We start from the raw sequence: 18,902 nt of genomic DNA, 5'->3' as shown, positions 1-18,902 counted from the left end.
GAAACACCCTCGCCAGTATCTGCAAAGCCCCCTGAGTTCCGCTGTACCTGCCGCCAAGTCGTGGCTTTTTTTCGTGGCCGGAATCCAGCGTCCCGGTGTGGCGGCCCCTCGGGTCCATCCCCTATTGGCCGCTCGTTACAGGCAGCCAGGCTGCTCCACGCCCCCAACAAGAACCCCGCACAAGGAAGATTGCGTCATGACCGTTTCTCGCGCCTCGAAACACCGCCCCACCCCTGCCAACCTGCTCCGCTGCGCCGTCGCGCTGGGGCTCGCCACCGTGCTCGGCGGCTGCAACTCCGCCGAATCCGAAGTCCAGAAGGTGGTGATCGACAACCTGCTGGTGAAGGACGTCTACAAGTTCGGCGAATACACCGAAATCAACGGCATTGGCGCTTGCCAGACCGTCAACAGCGTCAGGGCCGATGGCCGGGAAACCGGTGACATGCAGGCCTTCGCGATGAAGAAGGACGGCACCTGGCACTTCCTGAACTTCCTCCCGGGCTCCCATGAAGAGTGTGTCCAGGCGGGTGAAGAAATGACCCAGGACCTTTTGGACAAGGGCTACAAGGGCTGAGCGGCCCACTGAATCAACGTCACCACTCTGGAGAAGTTCAATGCGTACCAAGTTCCTGCAAATCGGCCTGATCGCCGCCATGGGCCTGCTGGCCGCCTGCGGCTCCTCGCCGCGTGCCCCGCAACAGCAGATCGTCGGGCAGATCCCGGCAGGCAGTCCCTTCGCCAAGGTCCAGCCCGGCATGTCCATGAAGCAGGTGCATGACCTGATCGGCCAGCCCACCGACAGCTACAACCACATGACCGGCAAGATGTTCATCCCCTTCTACTTCGGCAGCGACGCCATGCGCATGGAAGAGCTGTACAAGGGCCAGGGCCGCCTCACCTACACCGGCGTGGGCGCCGGTGGCGCCAACTTCAACGTCTACCAGATCACCTACGACCCGAGCGAAGACGGCTACAACAACCGTTGATCCACCCCGTCGCCCAGTAGCAAGAAGCCCCGCCTGATGCGGGGCTTCCTGCTTTGGGGAAGCTCCGCTCCGGTCAGGCCGGGATCGGCTTGATCACCAGGAAGCTCCGCGCGCTGTAGTACGCCTCGGAATCCTCCCAGGCCAGCCCTGCGAAGCGCTCCATCCCCTCCGGCCAGGGCTCGTTGTCGAACAGCGCCTCCACCGTGCGCTGGTTGTCGAAGGCGCAGAAGAAGTGGCGGAACCAGTGGATGCGCCCATCCAGCGGCAGCGCGCGGATCTGCGCCTCGATGCTGGGGAACAGCTCGGCCGGCAGCTCCGGCACCTTGCCATCGGCGCCCCGCGTGCAGAGGTTGCCCAGGTGCGCCTCGAAGCGCTGCCCGCCCACCTGCCAGGTCTCCACCGTCACCTGGTCTTCATCGACCTGGCCCCACAGCGCCGAGAGCAGCACATGGAAACTGTTGCGGCAGAAGTTCTCCCAGGCGTCCTGCATACCCGACTCGCCCTCGCCCACACCGGCGAAAGCCTCCTGGAACTGGCGGTTGTCGTCCTCCAGCAGCACGTCCACGTCGAGCCGCCGGTCTTGCCGCGGGGATACCAGGTGGCACGGATCGCCGGCAGCCGGCCTCCCGGGGCGACCCAGCCCTCGTGCACGACGAACTCGACGCCATGGGCTTCGAACAATGCAGCCAGGCGCTGCGAAACGGAGACCGGTTCCATCTTCGATCCTTATGCAATGATGGCGCGCCCGAGGCGGGCCGGAACGGCGCGTAGATTAACGCGCTTGAGCGGTCGAAGCGGCAAGCCCGTCGAGCAGGACGCACTTGCCTGGCTGCGCCGCAGGTATTGAGCGCCCCCGTCTGCACACGGGGGCACCAGGGCGTGGGATCTGCTCCGCCGCCGCCCTACAGAAGGAGAACCACCGACCATGAGCCGACACGTCGCCAGGCTCGCCCTGCTGCTGGCCCTGCCTGCGCTCCACGCCGAGGCCGCCGCCCCGACGGGCCACCCGCTCTTCGATGCCGCCTTCACCGAGGGCTACCGGGTGCAGGTGGAGGGCCAGGACTACCGCCTCCATACGCAGGCCATCGGCGAGCTGGAGCTGCCCACCGGGCAACTGGTGGCCTGCGACCCGCTGGTGAGTTGCGACGGTCCCTTCACCCAGCCCGTACCCAAGGGGCGCTTCCCCCTGCAACTGGCCATCGCGCGGATCGGCGATGACGAACGCGTGGCCTTCGCCCGCATCGTCTTCGCCCCCGGCCCGGCGACCCGCTGGGAGATGGCCCTGGTGAACGGCCAGGACCCGAACACCCTGGGCCCGGACGAGTTCTTCGGCTACGGGGTGGACAGCGGCACCGGCGGCTTCATGGACGCCGCCGCCCTGCGCAGCTACGAGGCCCGTCGAGACCAGGAGGGCGAGGCCTTCGACGAGCGCCTGTTCGCCGAACTGGACAAGACCTACCAGCACACCCGCAGCTGGTACCTGCTGCCGACCGACGCCGGCAACGTGGCGTTCTTCTCCAGCGGCTAAGGCGACGGTGCCTACCCCAGCTACTTCGGCTACGACGCCAACGGCCGGCTGGTGGCGGTGGTGACCGATTTCCTGTTGTTGCGCTGACAACAAGCTGGAAGCTGGAAGCTGGAAGCTGGAAGCTGGAAGCTGGAAGCTGGAAGCTGGAAGCTGGAATAGCCTGGGGGATCGGCGGATACCGTCAACACCTGGGCTTATTTGTCTCCGCAGCCCGGGCGTAGGGTGGACCACGCTTCACCGGTCCACCATTCGAGGTCATGCCGAACACCGCTCCACCCTCGCCGCGAAAGCGGTTTCGTGATCCCCGACAGGCCCACGCCGGGGACCTTGCCGTAAGATCGCGCCATCACGGCCCAGCGCCCCGCCCGACCAGCCCGCCATTGACCGGCGACGACGCGACAAGGAGCCCGCCATGTCCTGGTGGAAACGCTTTACCCGCCCTACCGAAATCGACCCGACCACCCAAGACGCGCCGACCGCCTCACCGGAAGCCGCTCCCGAGACGCCCAGCATCGAGCTGCGCCAGGGCACCGCCGAGTTCGAACTGTTCATCACCGAGGCCGAGCTGGAGCAGGGCAACCTCGCCCACGGCGCCGAGCACCTGGCTGAGCTGCTCAGGTTCGCCCCGGCCAACCCGGAGTGGCTGGCCCTGGCCGAGCGCTACCTGCAACGCGCCGGCACGCCGGCCGAAGCGGTGCTGCTGCCGCCCAGCGAGCAACGCTACGCGGCGACCGAAGCGCTGCGCAGCTGGATCATGGCCCGCGAAGGCCGGGTCGCCGAAGCCGTCGACCTGCTCCTGCAGGTGATCGACGCCGCCCCCGAGAGCGACTACCTCGACGCCTGGGCCCTCGATTGGCTGGAGCCGGCCGGCAGCCTGGAACAGTTGGATGCGGACCTGCAGATGCGCCTGCTCGGCCGCGTCATCCAGCGCACCCCGGAAGCCCGCGAAGCCACCGCCCACGACCTCGCCAACACCCGGCGCTGGGCCGTGCTGGCCGGGCGCATCCGCCCTGCGGACGATTTCACCGCGCAATGGACGATGCTGCACATCGGCCTGCTGCGCCGTGCCGCCCTCTTCGACCAGGCCCTGGAGCTGGCCGGGCCAGTGCAGCAGCAGGACTGGCACCAGGCGACCGCACGGGGCCTGGTGCTGCGCCAGCAGGGTCGCCCGGCGGAGGCCGACCTGGCCTTCAGCCAGGCCGTGCAGCAGCAGCCGGAAGAGCTCAGCACCTACCTGGAGGCCGGCGACACCTGGCTGGAGAACCAGGGCTGGGCCCAGGCGATCAACTGGTACGACCAGGCCCTGGCACTGCACCCGCAACATCCCTGGGCCGCCCCCTCGCGGGACTACTGCCAGTGGCGCGCCACGGGCGACGACGCCCTGCTGCAGCGGGTGATCGACGCTGCCAAGGCCGACAACGAACGCGCCTACCAACTGTGGTTCCTCGCCAGCGGGGCACCACCCCAGCCCAACGACGCCAGCGCCAACGTCCTGCGCAAGATCCGCGACAGCCTGCTCGACGGCAGCTACGAGGGCTCGCCCGGCGACAGCATCACCCTGCGCACCTCGTCCCTGGAGGCGCCGAGCAACGTCCTGGCCATCGCCCTGGAACTCGCCGCCCACGGCCTGTCCGGCTGCAAGGTCGAAGTCACCGCCGAGGCCATCGCCCAGCCCGATCCGCGTCAGCCGCACGGCCCCGTCGAGCACCTGCTCTGGCGCTACGAGGGCGACCAGGCGCAGCCGGCCCTGCCGCCGCCCGGGGAGAAGGTCAGTGCGCTGATCGCCGGTCTCGCCGCCACGCCTTACGCCCGCGCCAACTGGGCCCAGGCCAGCCATGTGGCCGCCGGCCTCACAGGCGACGAGCCGCTGCAGGTGCTGGCGACCCTGGTGCACCCGCCGGCGGTGCCCGACCGCTCGGTCCCCGCGCTGCTCTGGCTGACCCGCGTGCAGAGCGCCGCCGCCCAGGTGCTGGCCCATCTCGATCACGGCTGGGAAGGTTCGCGCCGTCGCGCCCTGCTGCTCAGCGCTCTGTTCGGGCCGAGCGACTGGACCACGGTGGCGGCCATCCGCGTCCTGGCCGCCATCGCCCACGACCAGCCGGCCCATGCCCTGGACATCCACACCTGTTTCGAGCGCCTGGAAGGCCAGCGCCCCGATTCCGGCTACTGCTGCTGGCTGGAGCCGCTCTATGAGAGCTGGCAACAACTGCCCCTGCTGTTCGATCACGAGCGCGAAGCCCTGCGCCAGAAGCTCGCCGAACTGCAGGAAGTCGATGAGGAATCCGCGTGAGCGCCGCTTGTCTGTCGCATGACCGACCTTCATGTGTCAGCCAACGACCTATGAGTTAGAATGCGCGCCTTTCCACGTACCGATCCCCGAGAGGACCGCCATGTTCAGCCGTGATTTGACCCTCGCCCGCTACGATGCCGAACTCTTCGCCGCGATGGAGCAGGAAGCCCAGCGCCAGGAAGAGCACATCGAGCTCATCGCCTCCGAGAACTACACCAGCCCGGCGGTGATGGAAGCCCAGGGTTCGGTACTGACCAACAAGTACGCCGAGGGTTACCCGGGCAAGCGCTACTACGGCGGTTGCGAGTACGTCGACGTCGTCGAGCAGTTGGCCATCGACCGCGCCAAGGAACTGTTCGGCGCCGACTACGCCAACGTCCAGCCCCACGCCGGTTCCCAGGCCAACGCCGCCGTCTACCTGGCCCTGTTGTCGGCCGGTGACACCATCCTCGGCATGAGCCTGGCCCACGGCGGCCACCTGACCCACGGCGCCTCCGTCTCCTCCTCCGGCAAGCTGTACAACGCCGTGCAGTACGGCATCACCGACGCCGGCCTGATCGACTACGACGAAGTCGAGCGCCTGGCCGTCGAGCACAAGCCGAAGATGATCGTCGCCGGCTTCTCCGCCTACTCGCAGGTCCTGGACTTCGCCCGCTTCCGCGCCATCGCCGACAAGGTCGGTGCCTACCTGTTCGTCGACATGGCCCACGTGGCCGGCCTGGTCGCCGCCGGTGTATACCCGAACCCGGTGCCCTTCGCCGACGTGGTCACCACCACCACCCACAAGACCCTGCGCGGCCCGCGCGGCGGCCTGATCCTCGCGCGCAAGAACGAGGAGATCGAGAAGAAGCTGAACTCCGCCGTATTCCCCGGTGCCCAGGGCGGCCCGCTGGAGCACGTGATCGCCGCCAAGGCCGTGTGCTTCAAGGAAGCCCTGCAGCCCGAGTTCAAGACCTACCAGCAGCAAGTGGTGAAGAACGCCCAGGCCATGGCCGAGGTGTTCATCGACCGCGGCTTCGACGTGGTCTCCGGCGGCACCCAGAACCACCTGTTCCTGCTGTCGCTGATCAAGCAGGACATCACCGGTAAGGACGCCGACGCCGCCCTGGGCCGCGCCTTCATCACCGTGAACAAGAACTCGGTACCCAACGACCCGCGCTCGCCCTTCGTCACCTCCGGCCTGCGCATCGGCACCCCCGCCGTCACCACCCGCGGCTTCAAGGAAGTCGAATGCCGCGATCTGGCCGGCTGGATCTGCGACATCCTGGAGAACATGGGCGACGAGTCCGTGGTCGACCGCGTACGCGAACAGGTCAAGGCCATCTGCGCCAAGCTGCCGGTCTACGGCAACTAAGCGACAGCGCTGACGAAGAAGCCCGGCCCATGCCGGGCTTTTTTATGCCTGTCGCACAGGCCGTGGGAGCGCTGCGCGGCCCGTGGCGAATGAATTGGCTCTGTCTGCGTTAAGTGTTGCTAGAAGATTTGGACCCAGCTGATTGCCGAGTTTTGTTGGTGCTTCTGGTTTCGCCCACCCGGGCGAGTCCCTTTTAACAATCGCCTTAAAAGGAACCAAAAGGGCTTGCCCCATCATCCGGCCCGACTGCGTCGGGTTCCCTCACTCCATCGTTGCTCTGGGGGCCGGCGCGATGGGCCATCCATGGCCTGGCGCGCCTCTCGCGGCATCCATGCCGCTCGTCCCCCGGCGCAACGACTGCGTTCGGCCTCCTGGAGGGGCGTTGGCGGCTGCTCCAACTTTCTTCGTCCAGCGCATCGCCACGTGGTGCGCACGGGCTTTCGTAGGATGGTGTAGAGCGAAGCGAAACCCATGCGGTGGATGTGGCATAAACCCTTGGACGCCCGGAAAGGACTGTGCTTGAGCGCTTGCTTTAAAACCACAACAGCTAACGCAGACAGAGCCAATGAATTCGCCCCTACAGGCACGGGGTATCTCGGGGGTGGATGGCGCTCTTTTCATCCACCAGCGGAGCCGAACCGGGCTCCGCTGCGGTGGACCGGTGAAGCGTGGTCCACCCTACACTTGCCGGACACAACGTGCCGGCGGCCCTTGGCGAATGAGTTCGCCCCTACCGGCACGGGGTACGTCGGGGTGTAGGGTGGATGGCGCTTTTTCCATCCACCAGGGGGTTGCCGGCAGCTCCGATGGTGGGCTGAAGCCCACCCTACGCTCTAAGAATACCGGCCGTAGCCCGGGCTTCAGCCCGGGAAGGCGGCCATCAGAACCCCAGGGTCGCCGACACCAGCCAGGTGCGTGGGGTGGAGAGGGTGAGGCCGGTGGCGGTGCCGTCGGGGACGTTGGCGGAGGCCCAGTAGGCCTTGTCCATGACGTTCTCCACGCTGGCGCGCAGGGTCACGTCCGTCTCGCCGACGCTGAAGGCGTAGCGCGCGCCCAGGTCGTAGCGCTGCCAGGCGTCGGCCTTCTGGGTGTTGGCCGGGTCCAGGTACTGGGCGCCGGTGTGGATGGCCCGCGCGGTCAGGGTCAGCCCCTGCACCTGGGGCAGGTCCCATTCGACGCCGAGGTTGGCGTTGAGGATCGGCGCGCCGATGGCGCGGTTGCCATCGTTGCTGCCATTGGCGGTGCGGGTCAGCTCGGCGTCCAGCAGCATGGCGCCGCCGAGGATGCGCACGCCTCCCAGCGGCTCGCCGAACAGGTTCAGCTCCAGGCCCTGGTTGCGCTGCTCGCCGTCGGGGCGCAGGTAGCCGTTCTCGGTGTAGTAGGCGGGCTTCTCGATGCGGAAGACGCTGAGGGTGCTGGTCAGGTTGCCCATGTCGTACTTGATGCCGGCTTCCACCTGCTTGCTGCGGTAGGGCGCGAACACCTGGCCGGCGTTGCTGGCCGTCTCCGGGGCGGTCTGGCCCTGGGTCAGGCCTTCCATGTAGTTGGCGTACAGCGACAGCGCCTCGGTGGTGCGCCAGACCACGCCCAGGGCCGGCGAGGTGGCGCGCTCGTCATAGCGCTGGTCGGGCTCGCCCGGCTCGGAGCTGTCCACCTCCACCCGCTGCAGGCGCGCCCCAAGGGTCAGCAGCACGCTGTCACCGGCGAAGCTCAGGGTGTCGGCCAGCGCCAGGCTGGAGAGCACGCTCCGGGTGTGGGTCGGGTTGTCGGCGGCCGTGGGCGTGACCGGCTCCGGCAGGGTCGCCGGGTCGAACAGGTTGCTCACACCGTTGGCGTAGCGCGCACCGCTGTTGTCGAAGGTCATGTCGAAGCGGTTGAGGCTGAGGTTGAGGGTGTGCCCCACCGAACCCGTGGAGAACCAGTTGCGCAGACCGACCGTGGCGGTGCGTACCTCCTCCTCGCGCTGGAAGGCGCGCGGGCTGACCACGAAGCGCCCGGCGTCGTTGGTCAGTTGCACCGCGTGGCGGAGGAAGTCGTAGTCGCCCCGGCGCGCGCCGGCGGCGGCATAGACCATCAGCGACTCGCTCAGGTCGTACTCGCCGCGCAGGGCGCCGAAGGTGTCCTTGGCCCGGGAGTAGGTCCAGGGCTGGGCGAAGTTGTGGTGGATGTCCTCGGCGTCCGGCACCTTGACCCCGGCGTTGAGGCCGACCCGCTCCATGGGCCCGTCAACGTCGCGCTCCTGTCGTCCGAGATCGAGGGACAGGCGCACGCGCTCGGCGCGCAGGTCCAGCCCGAGCACGGCGGAATCACGCTCCAGGCTCTGGTGGTCCCACTCGGTGTCGCCGGATTGCTTGACGCCGTTGAAGCGCAGGCCGAAGCGCTGGTCGTCGCCGAAGCGCCGGCCGATGTCCACGTGCCCGCCCAACTGGCCGGAAGAGGCGTGCATGGCGGTGAACTCGGTGGTCGGCTCGTCGCCCGCGCGCTTGGGCTCGATGTTGACGCTGCCACCGACGCTGCCGTTGGGTGCGAGGCCGCCGAGCAGGGCACCCGGGCCCTTGAGGATGTCGACGCGCTCGGCCATCTCCATGTCGATGGAGTAGGTGGGCAGTACGCCGTAGAGGCCACCGTAGGCGACATCGCTGTTGTAGAGGCTGTAGCCACGGATGGAAAACTGCTCGAAGCGCCCTGCCGACGGGTTGGTAGTACGCACCGAGGGGTCGCTGGCGACCACGTCGGCGAGGGTACGGGCCTGCTGGTTCTTCACCGCTTCGCTGGTGTAGGAGGTGAGGTTGAAGGGCGTCTCCATGAAGTCGCGCTCGCCCAGCATGCCCAGCCCGCCACGCCGGGAAACCTGGCCGCCGGCGTAGTGATCGGCGGCGGCGCCACTGCCCTGCCCGGTGATGGCGATCGGTTGCAGCTGCTGCACGCGGCTCCCCTCCTCGGGCATCGGCAGCAGGGTGTAGCTGCCTTCTCCGGCCGGCTGCAGCATCAGCCCGGAGCCCTGGAGCAGGCGGGCGAAGCCCTCTTCCACGCCGAAGTCGCCGTTCAGCCCGGCGCTGCTGCGCCCTGAGACCAGCGCCGGGTCGACGGACAGGCTGACGCCGGCCTCGCCGGCGAAACGGGTCAGCGCCGCGCCGAGGCTGCCGGCGGGGATCTCGTAGCTGCGACGCGTGCCGTCATCGGCCCAGCTGGGCGCGGCAAGGCCGGCGCAGCCCAGGGCCAGGAGCAGGGGCATCGCGAAAGGACGGAAGGAGGGGGACGAGGACATCGGAGGCTCTCTTTTTTCGTTCTGTTGCCTGTGATGACAGGCGAGCCGGAAAAAAGGGACAGCCTTCAGCCAACGGAGGGCCGCGGCACCAGCGACACCCAGTAGCGGGTACGGTAGTGCACCTCGATGGGCAGGCTGGCGGCCAGCAACGCCAGGGCCTTGTCGGTGTCTTCCAGGCGGAAGGTGCCGGTCACGGCGAGCCTCTCCAGCACCGGGTCCCAGCGCAGCACGCCGGGTCGGTAGCGAGCCAGCTCGCGCAGCACGGCGCCCAGGGCGCGGTTCTCGACGATCAGCACCCCCTGCTGCCAGTCGGGCTGGCGCGTATCGAACGCCTCTACCCGGCCCACGCCCGATGCGCTCATGCCGGCGCGCTGGCCCGCCTGCAGGGTGACCGGGCCGCCCTGGGCGGGCTCCAGGCGCACCACGCCGCGCGCCACCGAGACCAGGCAACCCTGGTCGAACTGGCGCACGCAGAAGCGCGCCCCGGAGGCCAGCAGGCGACCGTCACGGGTCTGCACCCGCAGGCCGCCCGCGCCGTCCACGGCGATCTCGCCTTCGACCAGGGCGAGCCGGCGGCGGCCTCCATCGAAGTCGAGGTTCACCGCACTGGCGGTATTGAGCTGCAGCCGCGTGCCGTCGGGCAGGTCCAGCGAACGACGCTCGCCGGTGGCGGTGCGCAGGTCGGCGCTCCAGTGGGCGATGGGCATCTGCCGCCAGGCGAGCCAGCCGGCAGGAGCCAGGGCGCCGAAGGCGAGCAGGCGCTTGAGACTCTTGCGCCGCGCGAGGTCCGGCCGGTCGAGGCTGGCCAGGGCCAGGGCGCCAGGAAGCTGGGCGAAGCGCTGGCGCAACGCCTGGGCCTTCTGCCAGGCCTGCTCGTGGTCACTGCTGCGGGCCCGCCAGCGTTGCAGCTCGGCATGGTCGGCCTCGCGGGCACCGCCGGATTCCAGCAGCGTCAGCCAGTGCGCCGCTTCCCGCGCGACCTGGCGCGCCAGGGGCGATGGCTGGCCGCTCACAGGTCCACCAGCAGGCAGTGTTCGTAGGCCTTGGCCATGTAGCGCTTCACCGTGCGTTCGGACACCTCCAGGCGCCGGGCGATGCTGGCGTAGTCGAGGCCTTCGAGCTGCGCCCAGAGGAAGGCGCGGCGCACCGCCAGCGGCAGGCCGTCGAGCAACTCGTCCAGCGCTTGCAGGGTCTCCAGCAGCAGCCAGCGCTGCTCGGGCGAGGGCGCTTGCGCCTCCGACAGGCTGGCCAGGGCGTCCAGGTAGGCGCGCTCCAGGCTGCGGCGCTGGTGGTGGTTGATCAGCAGGCGCTTGCCAACGGTGAGCAGGTAGGCGCGGGGCTCCTGCAGGCGCGGCAGCGGCTTGTCCTGGTGGGCGGCGAGGACGCGGACGAAGGTGTCCTGGGTCAGGTCGGCGGCATCCCAGGCGTTGCCCAGGCGGCGCCGCAACCAGCCTTCCAGCCAGCTGCGGTGTTCGCGATAGAGGGTGTTGAGGGTGGGTTCGGGTGCCGCGGCTGCATCGTTCATGGGTGGCACGCCGGAAGGTAAATGGAATCAAATGCGAGTGATTCTATTTACTTTTCATTGACATTCCAACTGCCGAGCGCGGCGCTCCCTCAGGCCTCAACCTCGGCGAAGCCGGCGCGGATGCGCGCTTCCGGCAGGTTGTCGCCGATGAACACGATCACGCTCTCGCGTGCCTCGCCCTCCGCCCACTCCTTGTCCCAGTCGAAGCCGTAAAGGCGCAGCACGCCCTGGAACACCATGCGCCGGTCCTCGCCGGCGATATCCAGCACGCCCTTGTAGCGCAGCAGGGCGTTGCCGTGCTCTTCCAGCAGGCCTTCCATGAAGGTGCTGAGCTTGTCGAGGTCCAGCGCCCTGTCGCTCTTGAGCACCAGGGTGGCGATGCGGTCGGTGGAGCCGGCCGGGGTCAGCGGACGCAGGCTCAGGGCCGGGCCGATGTCGGCATTGAGGTTGAAGCCGCGCACGTCGAGCAGCTCGGCCAGGTCGATGCGGCCGTGGTCGACCACACGGATCGGCGCGCGGCGGTTGATCCGCGACAGCCGCTGGCTGAGGGCCTCGAAGTGGGCGTCGTCCACCAGGTCGCGCTTGCTCACCAGGATGCGGTCGGCGAACCCGACCTGGGCCTGGGCGATGGTCTCGGCCAGGTGGCGCTCGGCGTTGGCGGCGTCCACCAGGGTGATGATGCCGTCCAGCACGTAGCGCTCGCAGAGCTCCTCGTCGGCGAAGAAGGTCTGCGCCACCGGCGCCGGGTCGGCCAGGCCGGTGCACTCGATCACCAGGCGGTCGAAGGCCAGCTCGCCGGCGTCCAGGCGCTCCAGCAACAGGTACAGGGCCTTCTCCAGCTCGACGTGGATGGAGCAGCAGACGCAGCCGTTGGCCAGGGTCATCACCTGCACCGGCTCGCTGCCGAGCAGTTGGCCGTCGATGGGCGTCTCGCTGAATTCGTTCTCGATCACCGCGATCTTCAGGCCGTGCTCGGCCTTGAGGATGTGCTTGAGCAGGGTGGTCTTGCCGGCGCCGAGAAAGCCGCTGAGCACGGTGACGGGGATGGGTGTCGGGTACATCGTGATCTCCAAAAGACACGCGCCACGACGAGTCGTGGCGCGTGGGTAACTGTCAACCTGTCTCGCCAGGCGTCGCGAGCGCAGCAGCCTGGCGAAGTACGTTTAACAGCAGCGGATGGGTCGTCCTTTGCCGCCACCGTAACGCGCCTCCTGGCGCTCGCGGAAGAACTCCTCGTAGCTCATCACCGGCTTGTCCGGGTGCTTGCCACGCATGTGCTCGACGTAGTTGTCGTAGTCGGGCATGCCGACCAGCATGCGCGCGGCCTGCCCCAGGTACTTACCCATGCGGCTCAGGTCATTGAACATGCGCGTTCACTCCTCAGGCGTCCGGAATCGGCTGGAAGGGCGATTCCTTGTCGGTGCGCTCGGGCTTGGCCCAGGCCGCGCGTCCCACCTTGATGGCGTAGAACAGGATGCTGAGCACCACGAAGAGGAAGAGCACGGTCAGGGTCGAGTTGGTGTAGGCGTTGAAGATCACGTGCTGCATCTGCGCCATGTCCTTGGCCGGGGCCAGGATCTGGCCGGCGTCGGCGGCGTCGCTGTACTTCTTGGCCAGGGCCAGGAAGCCCACCGCCGGATTCGGGTCGAGCAGCTTGATCAGGCCCGCGGTGGTGGTGCAGATCAGCAGCCAGGTGGCCGGCACCAGGGTGACCCAGACGTAGCGCTGGCGCTTCATCTTGATCAGCACCACGCAGCCGAGCATCAGGGCGATGCCGGCGAGCATCTGGTTGGAGATGCCGAACAGCGGCCACAGGGTGTTGATGCCGCCCAGCGGGTCGATCACGCCCTGGTACAGCAGCCAGCCCCACATGGCCACGCAACCGGCGGTGGCGATGACGTTGGCGGTCCAGGACTCGGTGCGTTTCAGCGCCGGTACGAAGTTGCCCAGCAGGTCCTGCAGCATGAAGCGCCCGGCACGGGTGCCGGCGTCCACCGCCGTGAGGATGAACAGCGCCTCGAAGAGGATCGCGAAGTGGTACCAGAACGCCATGGTGTTCTCGCCCGGCAGCACCTGGTGGAGGATCTGCGCGATGCCCACGGCCAGGGTCGGCGCACCACCGGCACGGGCCAGGATGGTGTGCTCGCCGATGTCACGGGCGGTGGCCTCCAGCACTTCCGGGGTGATGGTGAAGCCCCAGCTGCTGACGGTGGCCGCCACGGCGGCGACGTCGGTGCCGACCACGGCCGGCGGGCTGTTCATGGCGAAGTACACGCCCGGCTCGATCACCGAGGCGGCGACCATGGCCATGATGGCGACGAAGGATTCCATCAGCATGCCGCCGTAGCCGATGTAGCGGGCGTGGGACTCGTTGGCCAGCAGCTTGGGCGTGGTGCCGGAGCTGATCAGCGCGTGGAAGCCGGAGACGGCGCCACAGGCGATGGTGATGAACAGGAAGGGGAACAGGCCGCCTTTCCACACGGGGCCGGTGCCGTCGACGAACTGGGTCAGCGCCGGCATCTTCAGCTCGGGCATGGTCACCAGGATGCCGATGGCCAGGGCGATGATGGTGCCGATCTTGAGGAAGGTCGACAGGTAGTCGCGCGGCGCCAGCACCAGCCACACGGGCAGCACGGCGGCGACGAACCCGTAGCCGATCAGCATCCAGGTGATCTGCACGCCGGTGAAGGTGAAGGCCGGCCCCCAGACCGGATCGGCGGCGACCTGGCCACCCAGCCAGATCGACAACAGCAGCAGCACCACGCCCACCAGCGAGATTTCGCCGATGCGGCCCGGGCGGATGTAGCGCATGTAGATGCCCATGAACATCGCGATGGGAATGGTCGCCATCACGGTGAACATGCCCCAGGGGCTCTCGGCCAGGGCCTTGACCACGATCAGCGAGAGCACCGCGAGGATGATGATCATGATCAGGAAGGCGCCGAACAGCGCGATGGTGCCGGGGATCTGGCCCATCTCCTCGCGCACCAGTTCGCCCAGGGAGCGGCCGTTGCGGCGGGTGGAGATGAACAGGACCATGAAGTCCTGCACCGCCCCGGCCAGCACCACGCCGGCGATCAGCCACAGCGTGCCGGGCAGGTAGCCCATCTGCGCCGCGAGCACTGGCCCCACCAGCGGGCCGGCGCCGGCGATGGCGGCGAAGTGGTGGCCGAAGAGGATGTGCTTGTTGGTCGGGACGTAGTCCAGGCCGTCGTTGTTGAGCAGCGCGGGGGTCGCGCGGGTCGGGTCCAGCTGCATCACCCTGGTGGCGATGAACAGGCTGTAGTAGCGGTAGGCGACCAGGTAGAGGGCAACGGCCGCGACCACGATCCACAAGGCGTTGATCGCCTCGCCGCGGCGTAGCGCAACCACACCCAAGGCACATGCGCCGACCACCGCCAGCACTGCCCAGGGCAGGTGGCGCGTGACGCTATTGTTATTGTTCATAGGGAACTCCGAATGGATAGACAGACAAGCTGCCGCACAAGCTTAGCCGCTCCCCGGCGAAACTGAAGTCAGACCTTGGTCTAGAGCCTTCGGCCGCTGTCGTCGGGGTGGTCGGACGCTGTCTATCCGGGGCATGGAGTGTGCCCTGCCAGCCCCCGTGCACGGGCATGACCGCTGTGTAGGGTGGAGGTCGCTTTTCTGCCTCCACCAGGCGGTGTGGAGGACGGGGAGAGCGGTGGGCTGAAACGGAGCGCCGCCCGGCCCACCCGGTGCCCAGACAGGTCCACCTGCGAGCCTGGGTCCGCTGCATGGGTAGGTCGGGTGCACGCCGACATTGCGGCCAGGCCGCCTGATCACCGGGCATGAAAAAGCCGGGCATCGCCCGGCTTCCTCGTTACCGCTGCCGATCAGGCCGGCTGCTTGGCGTAGCGCGCCAGTTGCTGGTCACGGCTCATCACTTCCAGGGTGTTGGCCAGTACCTGCTCACCGGTCACGTCCGGGGCGGAGAAGATGGTGGAGAAGTTCTCCTGGGCGACCTTGGCGAAGTGCGCGCGGTCGGATTGTTCGACCCCCAGCAGGGTCGCGTAGGCGTCCAGCGCCTCGCCCTGGCCCTGGGCCATGTCCTCGGCGATGTTGTCGAGCATGCCGTTCATGGCCAGCATCGAGCGGCCGCCGTAGCCGATCTTGGCGTTCACGTCGCAGCCGTTGGTGCCGGAGGTCATGCCGAAGGTGGCGTTACCCGAGGTGCCGTTGGTGGTGGTTGCCAGGAAGTGCGGGGCGAAGCCTCGCTGGCCGTCGAAGAGCATGTTGCCCCAGCCGCATCCATTGCCACCGGCAGCATCGGCATGCGCCGCCACGCTACCCACGCTCAGAAGTCCCACAATCAAGCCTTTGACCAGCAGTCGGTTGTCCATTAGCTGCACTCCAGAAATCAACAAAGGGGTTAAATCGCCTAAGCAGCTTTGGCGACACTTGGCGAACTGTCAAACCGCAACGGACCGACGCACCGCCCAATGGCGACGCCGCTTGCACGGATGTGAACGGGTTGACGCGCGCCCCTTGCCGGGCATCGGGATTGGGAGTCTAATCCGCCGCGAACGAGCCCCGGCGCCCAGTCCCTCCCTGATGACGACCATGTACGGCCTCCCCCGCCGCAGGATCGCGGCCCTCTTCTGTCTCCTCGCCCTGGCCACCGGTTGCCGCGAAGCGGTGTCCCCGCCTCTCGATCAGCAGCTCTACATCTGGCAGCGCCAATGGCTGCCCGCCCATGCCGACGCCCTGGCCCGCAGCCGCAATGACTTCTCCACCCTGCGCGTGCTCGCCCTGCAGGCGCACCCCGGCGCCGGGTGGTCCCGCGTCAAGGTGGACAGCGCGCTGCTGCGCCGCGATGGCCGCCCGTTGGTGGCGGTGGTGCGCCTCGATGGCCAGCTGCCGCAGCTGGACGCGCAACGGGCACGGGAGGAGATCACCGCGCTGCTCGCCGAGTGGAAGGCCGCCGGCCTGGCCCCGCAAGCGCTGGAGATCGACCACGACTGCGCCAGCGCGCGCCTGCCCGGCTACATTCGCTTCCTCGCGGAGCTGCGCCAGGCCCTGCCACCGGGCCTGCGCCTGGGCATCACCGCCCTGCCCGCCTGGCTGTCCAGCCCGGAGCTTGACGCACTGCTGGCCCAGGTGGACGGCAGCGTGCTGCAGGTCCACGGCGTCAGCGCTCCCGAGCAGGGGCTGTTCGATGCCGACAAGGCGTTCGCCTGGGCCCAGCGCTGGGCCGAACGCAGCGAGCGCCCCTTCCTGCTCGCCTTGCCCGCCTACGGTGCCGGCCTCATCAGCAGTGCCAGCGGCACCCGGGTGGAAAGCGAAGCGCCGCTGAACCTGGCCGGCGAGCGCCGCGAACTCAGCGCCGATCCGCAGCAGGTCGCCGCCCTGGTCCATCGCCTGCGGGATGAGCGCCCCGCCCACCTCGCCGGGCTCATCTGGTTCCGCCTGCCCCTGCCGGGCGACCGCCGCGCCTGGCCCCTGGCGACCTTGCGCGCCGTGGCCCGGGGCGAGCCGCTGGCGGCGGCACTGGCCGTCCAGGTGGAACGCCCACGGGGCGATGACTTGCGCGAACTCAGCCTCACCAATAGCGGCAATGCCCCCGCGACGCTGCCGCAACGCCTGGAGATCGCCGCCCGCGACTGCCAGGCCTTCGACGCCCTACCCGGCTACCGCATGCAACGCAGCGACACGGGCCTGGTGCTGGAGCGCCAGGCCGCCGCCGACCTCGCCGCCGGCCAGCGCCGTGCGCTGGGCTGGGCCCGCTGCTCCGAACTCGATCAAGGAGGAATCCATGTACGCCCCTGAGCGTCGCCGCGCCCGTCTTGCCCTGGCCATCGCCCTCGCCCTGCCGCTCGGCAGCGCCCTGGCCTGCGGCCCGGACTTCTCCATGCGCCTGCTGGACGACCGCGCCAACAGCCTGGCCGAGCTGCCCGAGGGCAACTTCGCCTTCGAGATCACCCGCCTGGCCCCGCCCATCCCCGGGCTCAAGCCGGTCACCGAGGCCAGCCTGGTGCCACGCTGGGAAGAGGACAACGGCGCCTACCTGCAGCAGCGTGACGAGCGCGAGAAAAGCGAACTGGGCGAAGCGATGTGGCAGCGCGTGCAAACCCTGCGCGGCCTCGATGACGCCCAGCGGGCCGAAGCGGAGGGCCAGGACCTGCCCGCCGAAATCCGCCTCTACACCGCCGGCGCCGTAGCCTTCCAGGGCGACCCTGCGCTGGCCGTCGACTACTTCCGCCGCGTCCTCGCGCTGCCGGAAGCCGAGCGTCGCACCCGCAGCACCTGGGCCGCCTACTCCATGGGCCGCACCCTGGCCGCCAGCAGCCGCGCCCTGCCTGCCAGCGACGAAGTGCTCAGCGACGAGGAAATCACCCAGCGCCTGCACGCCAATGCCGAAGCCGCCAGGGAGGCCTTCCGCCTCACCCGCAAACTGGCCATCGAGGGCTTCGACGACCCGCTGGAGCTGGCCGCCGCCAGCCTGGGCGAAGAAGCCCTGCTGGCCAGGGAAGCCGGCGACTGGGGCGAGGCCATCCGCCTCTATTCCAACCAGGCCGCGCTGCACGCCAACACCGGCTACAGCTCCCTGCGCCAACTGAGCGGGGAGCTGGCGCGCATGCCCGACGAGCAACTGGTGCCGCTGCTGGCGGTGCCCGAGGTGCAACAGCTGCTGACGGTGCGCTTGCTCACCCGCATCGGCTGGTTCTACGACGACCAGCCCAGCGGCGAGCAGCACCTGGCCGAACTGCTGATGGACCTCGACGCCGCCGAGCTGCCCAACGCCGACCGCCTCGCCGCACTCGCCTACCGCTTCGGCCGCTACGACAACGCCGAGCGCTTCCTGGCGAAGGCCGGCGACAGCGGCCTCGCCTGGTGGCTGAGGGCCAAGCTGGCCCTGCGCGCCGGCGACACCCCGCGCGCCACCGAAGCCTATGCCCGCGCCGCCAGGGCCTTCCCCGAGGACGAGCAATGGGGTGCCCGGCGCACCGAGAACTGGGAGTGGGAAACCGTCAGGCCGCGCTGCCGGGTGGAGGGCGAGCGCGCCATCCTCGCGCTGCAGCGCGGCGACTACCTGGAGGCTTTCGACAACCTCTACCGCAGCGGCGAGATCTACTGGATGGACGCCGCCGCCGTGGCCGAGCGGGTGCTCACCCTCGACGAACTCAAGGGCTATGTGGACGCCAAGGTGGACGCGCCGCCGGCACAGACCCAGGAAGACCGCGACGCCTACCGCCCGCGCCCGGTGGCCGCCTCCCTGCGCGAGCTGCTGGGCCGTCGCCTGCTGCGCGAAGGCCGCTACGACGAAGCCCCGGCCTACTTCGAGAGCGACGAACTGCGCGCCGCTGCCCGTGAATACGGCCAGGCCCGCGAGCAGGCGCAGAGCCGCTGGACCGGCATCGGCCGCGCCGAGGCCTACTACACCGCCGCGCGCCTGGCCCGCTGGAAGGGCATGGAGCTGCTGGGCTACGAGATGTCACCGGACTTCCATGCGCTGGGCGGCTACTTCGCCCTCACCCAGGTCGGCACGCTGAAGGCGGAGGGGCTGTTGTCCGAGGGCGAGGTGCAGCGACAGAACGCCCATATGGCGCAGCCCAACTCGCGCTATCACTACCGCTGGGTCGCCGCCGACCTCACCGAGCGCGCCGCCGACGACCTGCCCCATACCAGCCAGGCCTTCGCCGCCGTGCTGTGCAAGGGCAGCGGCTGGATCCAGTACACCGACCTTCCCCGCGCCCAGGCCATCTACCGGCGCTACGTCGAGCACGGCCCCTTCGTGGAGTGGGCGGGCAACTTCGGCATGAACTGCGAGGAGCCGGACTTCGAGAGCGCCCACGGCCGCCTGTGGGAAGAACGTGAACAGGCCGTGCGCGACGGGTTCTACTCCATCAGGTACGGCCTCGTCGCCGGCGCCGCGCTGTTGCTGGGTGCTGCCGGAGCCTGGCTGTGGCGCCGCCGTTCCCGATGAGCGGCA

The 18,902-nt window shown here is 68.7% G+C and carries 14 protein-coding genes and 1 pseudogene; 7 read left to right on the top strand and 8 right to left on the bottom strand.

Annotated elements, in window-relative coordinates:
* Nucleotides 1-196: 196 nt before the first annotated feature.
* Together DMX10_RS02985 and DMX10_RS02980 are read left to right on the top strand one after the other, a co-directional pair.
* Complete coding sequence (locus DMX10_RS02985) at nt 197-574, top strand: hypothetical protein (protein ID WP_111259708.1); 378 nt, start codon at nt 197-199, stop codon at nt 572-574.
* Between the two features lie 40 nt (nt 575-614).
* Nucleotides 615-986 (top strand): hypothetical protein, encoded by a 372-nt coding sequence (locus DMX10_RS02980; RefSeq protein WP_111259707.1) that lies wholly within the window; start codon nt 615-617, stop codon nt 984-986.
* A 73-nt stretch (nt 987-1,059) separates the two neighbouring features.
* Here DMX10_RS02980 and DMX10_RS02975 read toward each other — a convergent pair whose 3' ends face one another.
* Entirely contained in the window at nt 1,060-1,551 is a 492-nt protein-coding gene (locus DMX10_RS02975; protein WP_256604745.1) for a DUF6348 family protein, read from the bottom strand.
* Nucleotides 1,552-1,911: 360 nt separating this feature from the next.
* Between DMX10_RS02975 and DMX10_RS02970 the strand changes: the two are divergent.
* The 3 genes and pseudogenes from DMX10_RS02970 to glyA all read left to right on the top strand — a co-directional run bounded on the left by DMX10_RS02970 (nt 1,912) and on the right by glyA (nt 6,158).
* Nucleotides 1,912-2,601: pseudogene (locus DMX10_RS02970) on the top strand (DUF4241 domain-containing protein).
* Nucleotides 2,602-2,926: 325 nt separating this feature from the next.
* Nucleotides 2,927-4,804, top strand: a complete 1,878-nt coding sequence (locus DMX10_RS02965; protein ID WP_111259706.1) for a hypothetical protein — start codon at nt 2,927-2,929, stop codon at nt 4,802-4,804.
* Between the two features lie 100 nt (nt 4,805-4,904).
* Entirely contained in the window at nt 4,905-6,158 is a 1,254-nt protein-coding gene (gene glyA / locus DMX10_RS02960; protein WP_111259705.1) for a serine hydroxymethyltransferase, read from the top strand.
* 880 nt (nt 6,159-7,038) lie between these two features.
* Here glyA and DMX10_RS02955 read toward each other — a convergent pair.
* From DMX10_RS02955 to DMX10_RS02925, 7 genes are all read right to left on the bottom strand, one after another.
* Complete coding sequence (locus DMX10_RS02955) at nt 7,039-9,426, bottom strand: TonB-dependent receptor (protein WP_111259704.1); 2,388 nt, start codon at nt 9,424-9,426, stop codon at nt 7,039-7,041.
* 65 nt (nt 9,427-9,491) lie between these two features.
* Nucleotides 9,492-10,439: a FecR domain-containing protein gene (locus DMX10_RS02950; protein ID WP_111259703.1), complete on the bottom strand. Its 948-nt coding sequence runs from the start codon at nt 10,437-10,439 to the stop codon at nt 9,492-9,494.
* The gene (locus tag DMX10_RS02945) at nt 10,436-10,951 is read right to left on the bottom strand and encodes a sigma-70 family RNA polymerase sigma factor (protein ID WP_111259702.1); all 516 of its coding nucleotides are present in this window, start codon (nt 10,949-10,951) and stop codon (nt 10,436-10,438) included. The genes DMX10_RS02950 and DMX10_RS02945 overlap by 4 nt, the downstream gene beginning before the upstream one ends.
* 89 nt (nt 10,952-11,040) lie before the next feature.
* The gene (yjiA, locus tag DMX10_RS02940; protein ID WP_111259701.1) at nt 11,041-12,012 is read right to left on the bottom strand and encodes a GTPase; all 972 of its coding nucleotides are present in this window, start codon (nt 12,010-12,012) and stop codon (nt 11,041-11,043) included.
* Nucleotides 12,013-12,114: 102 nt separating this feature from the next.
* The gene (locus DMX10_RS02935; RefSeq protein WP_021218787.1) at nt 12,115-12,318 is read right to left on the bottom strand and encodes a YbdD/YjiX family protein; all 204 of its coding nucleotides are present in this window, start codon (nt 12,316-12,318) and stop codon (nt 12,115-12,117) included.
* Nucleotides 12,319-12,331: 13 nt separating this feature from the next.
* A complete protein-coding gene (locus tag DMX10_RS02930; protein WP_111259700.1) occupies nt 12,332-14,398 on the bottom strand; it encodes a carbon starvation CstA family protein in 2,067 nt (688 codons plus the stop codon).
* Between the two features lie 407 nt (nt 14,399-14,805).
* Nucleotides 14,806-15,312, bottom strand: coding sequence for a DUF3015 domain-containing protein (locus DMX10_RS02925; RefSeq protein WP_111259699.1), 507 nt, complete (start codon nt 15,310-15,312; stop codon nt 14,806-14,808).
* A gap of 220 nt (nt 15,313-15,532) precedes the next feature.
* On the opposite strand from DMX10_RS02925, the gene DMX10_RS02920 reads away from it, so the two are divergent.
* Complete coding sequence (locus DMX10_RS02920; RefSeq protein ID WP_111259698.1) at nt 15,533-16,738, top strand: DUF3142 domain-containing protein; 1,206 nt, start codon at nt 15,533-15,535, stop codon at nt 16,736-16,738.
* Nucleotides 16,725-18,896: a M48 family metallopeptidase gene (locus DMX10_RS02915; RefSeq protein ID WP_111259697.1), complete on the top strand. Its 2,172-nt coding sequence runs from the start codon at nt 16,725-16,727 to the stop codon at nt 18,894-18,896. The genes DMX10_RS02920 and DMX10_RS02915 overlap by 14 nt, the downstream gene beginning before the upstream one ends.
* The last annotated feature ends 6 nt before the right edge of the window (nt 18,897-18,902 follow it).

Source organism: Pseudomonas sp. 57B-090624 (assembly GCF_003234055.1).
In the GTDB taxonomy this organism is placed as follows: domain Bacteria; phylum Pseudomonadota; class Gammaproteobacteria; order Pseudomonadales; family Pseudomonadaceae; genus Metapseudomonas; species Metapseudomonas tohonis.
This window is presented reverse-complemented; position numbering and strand designations above follow the sequence as displayed.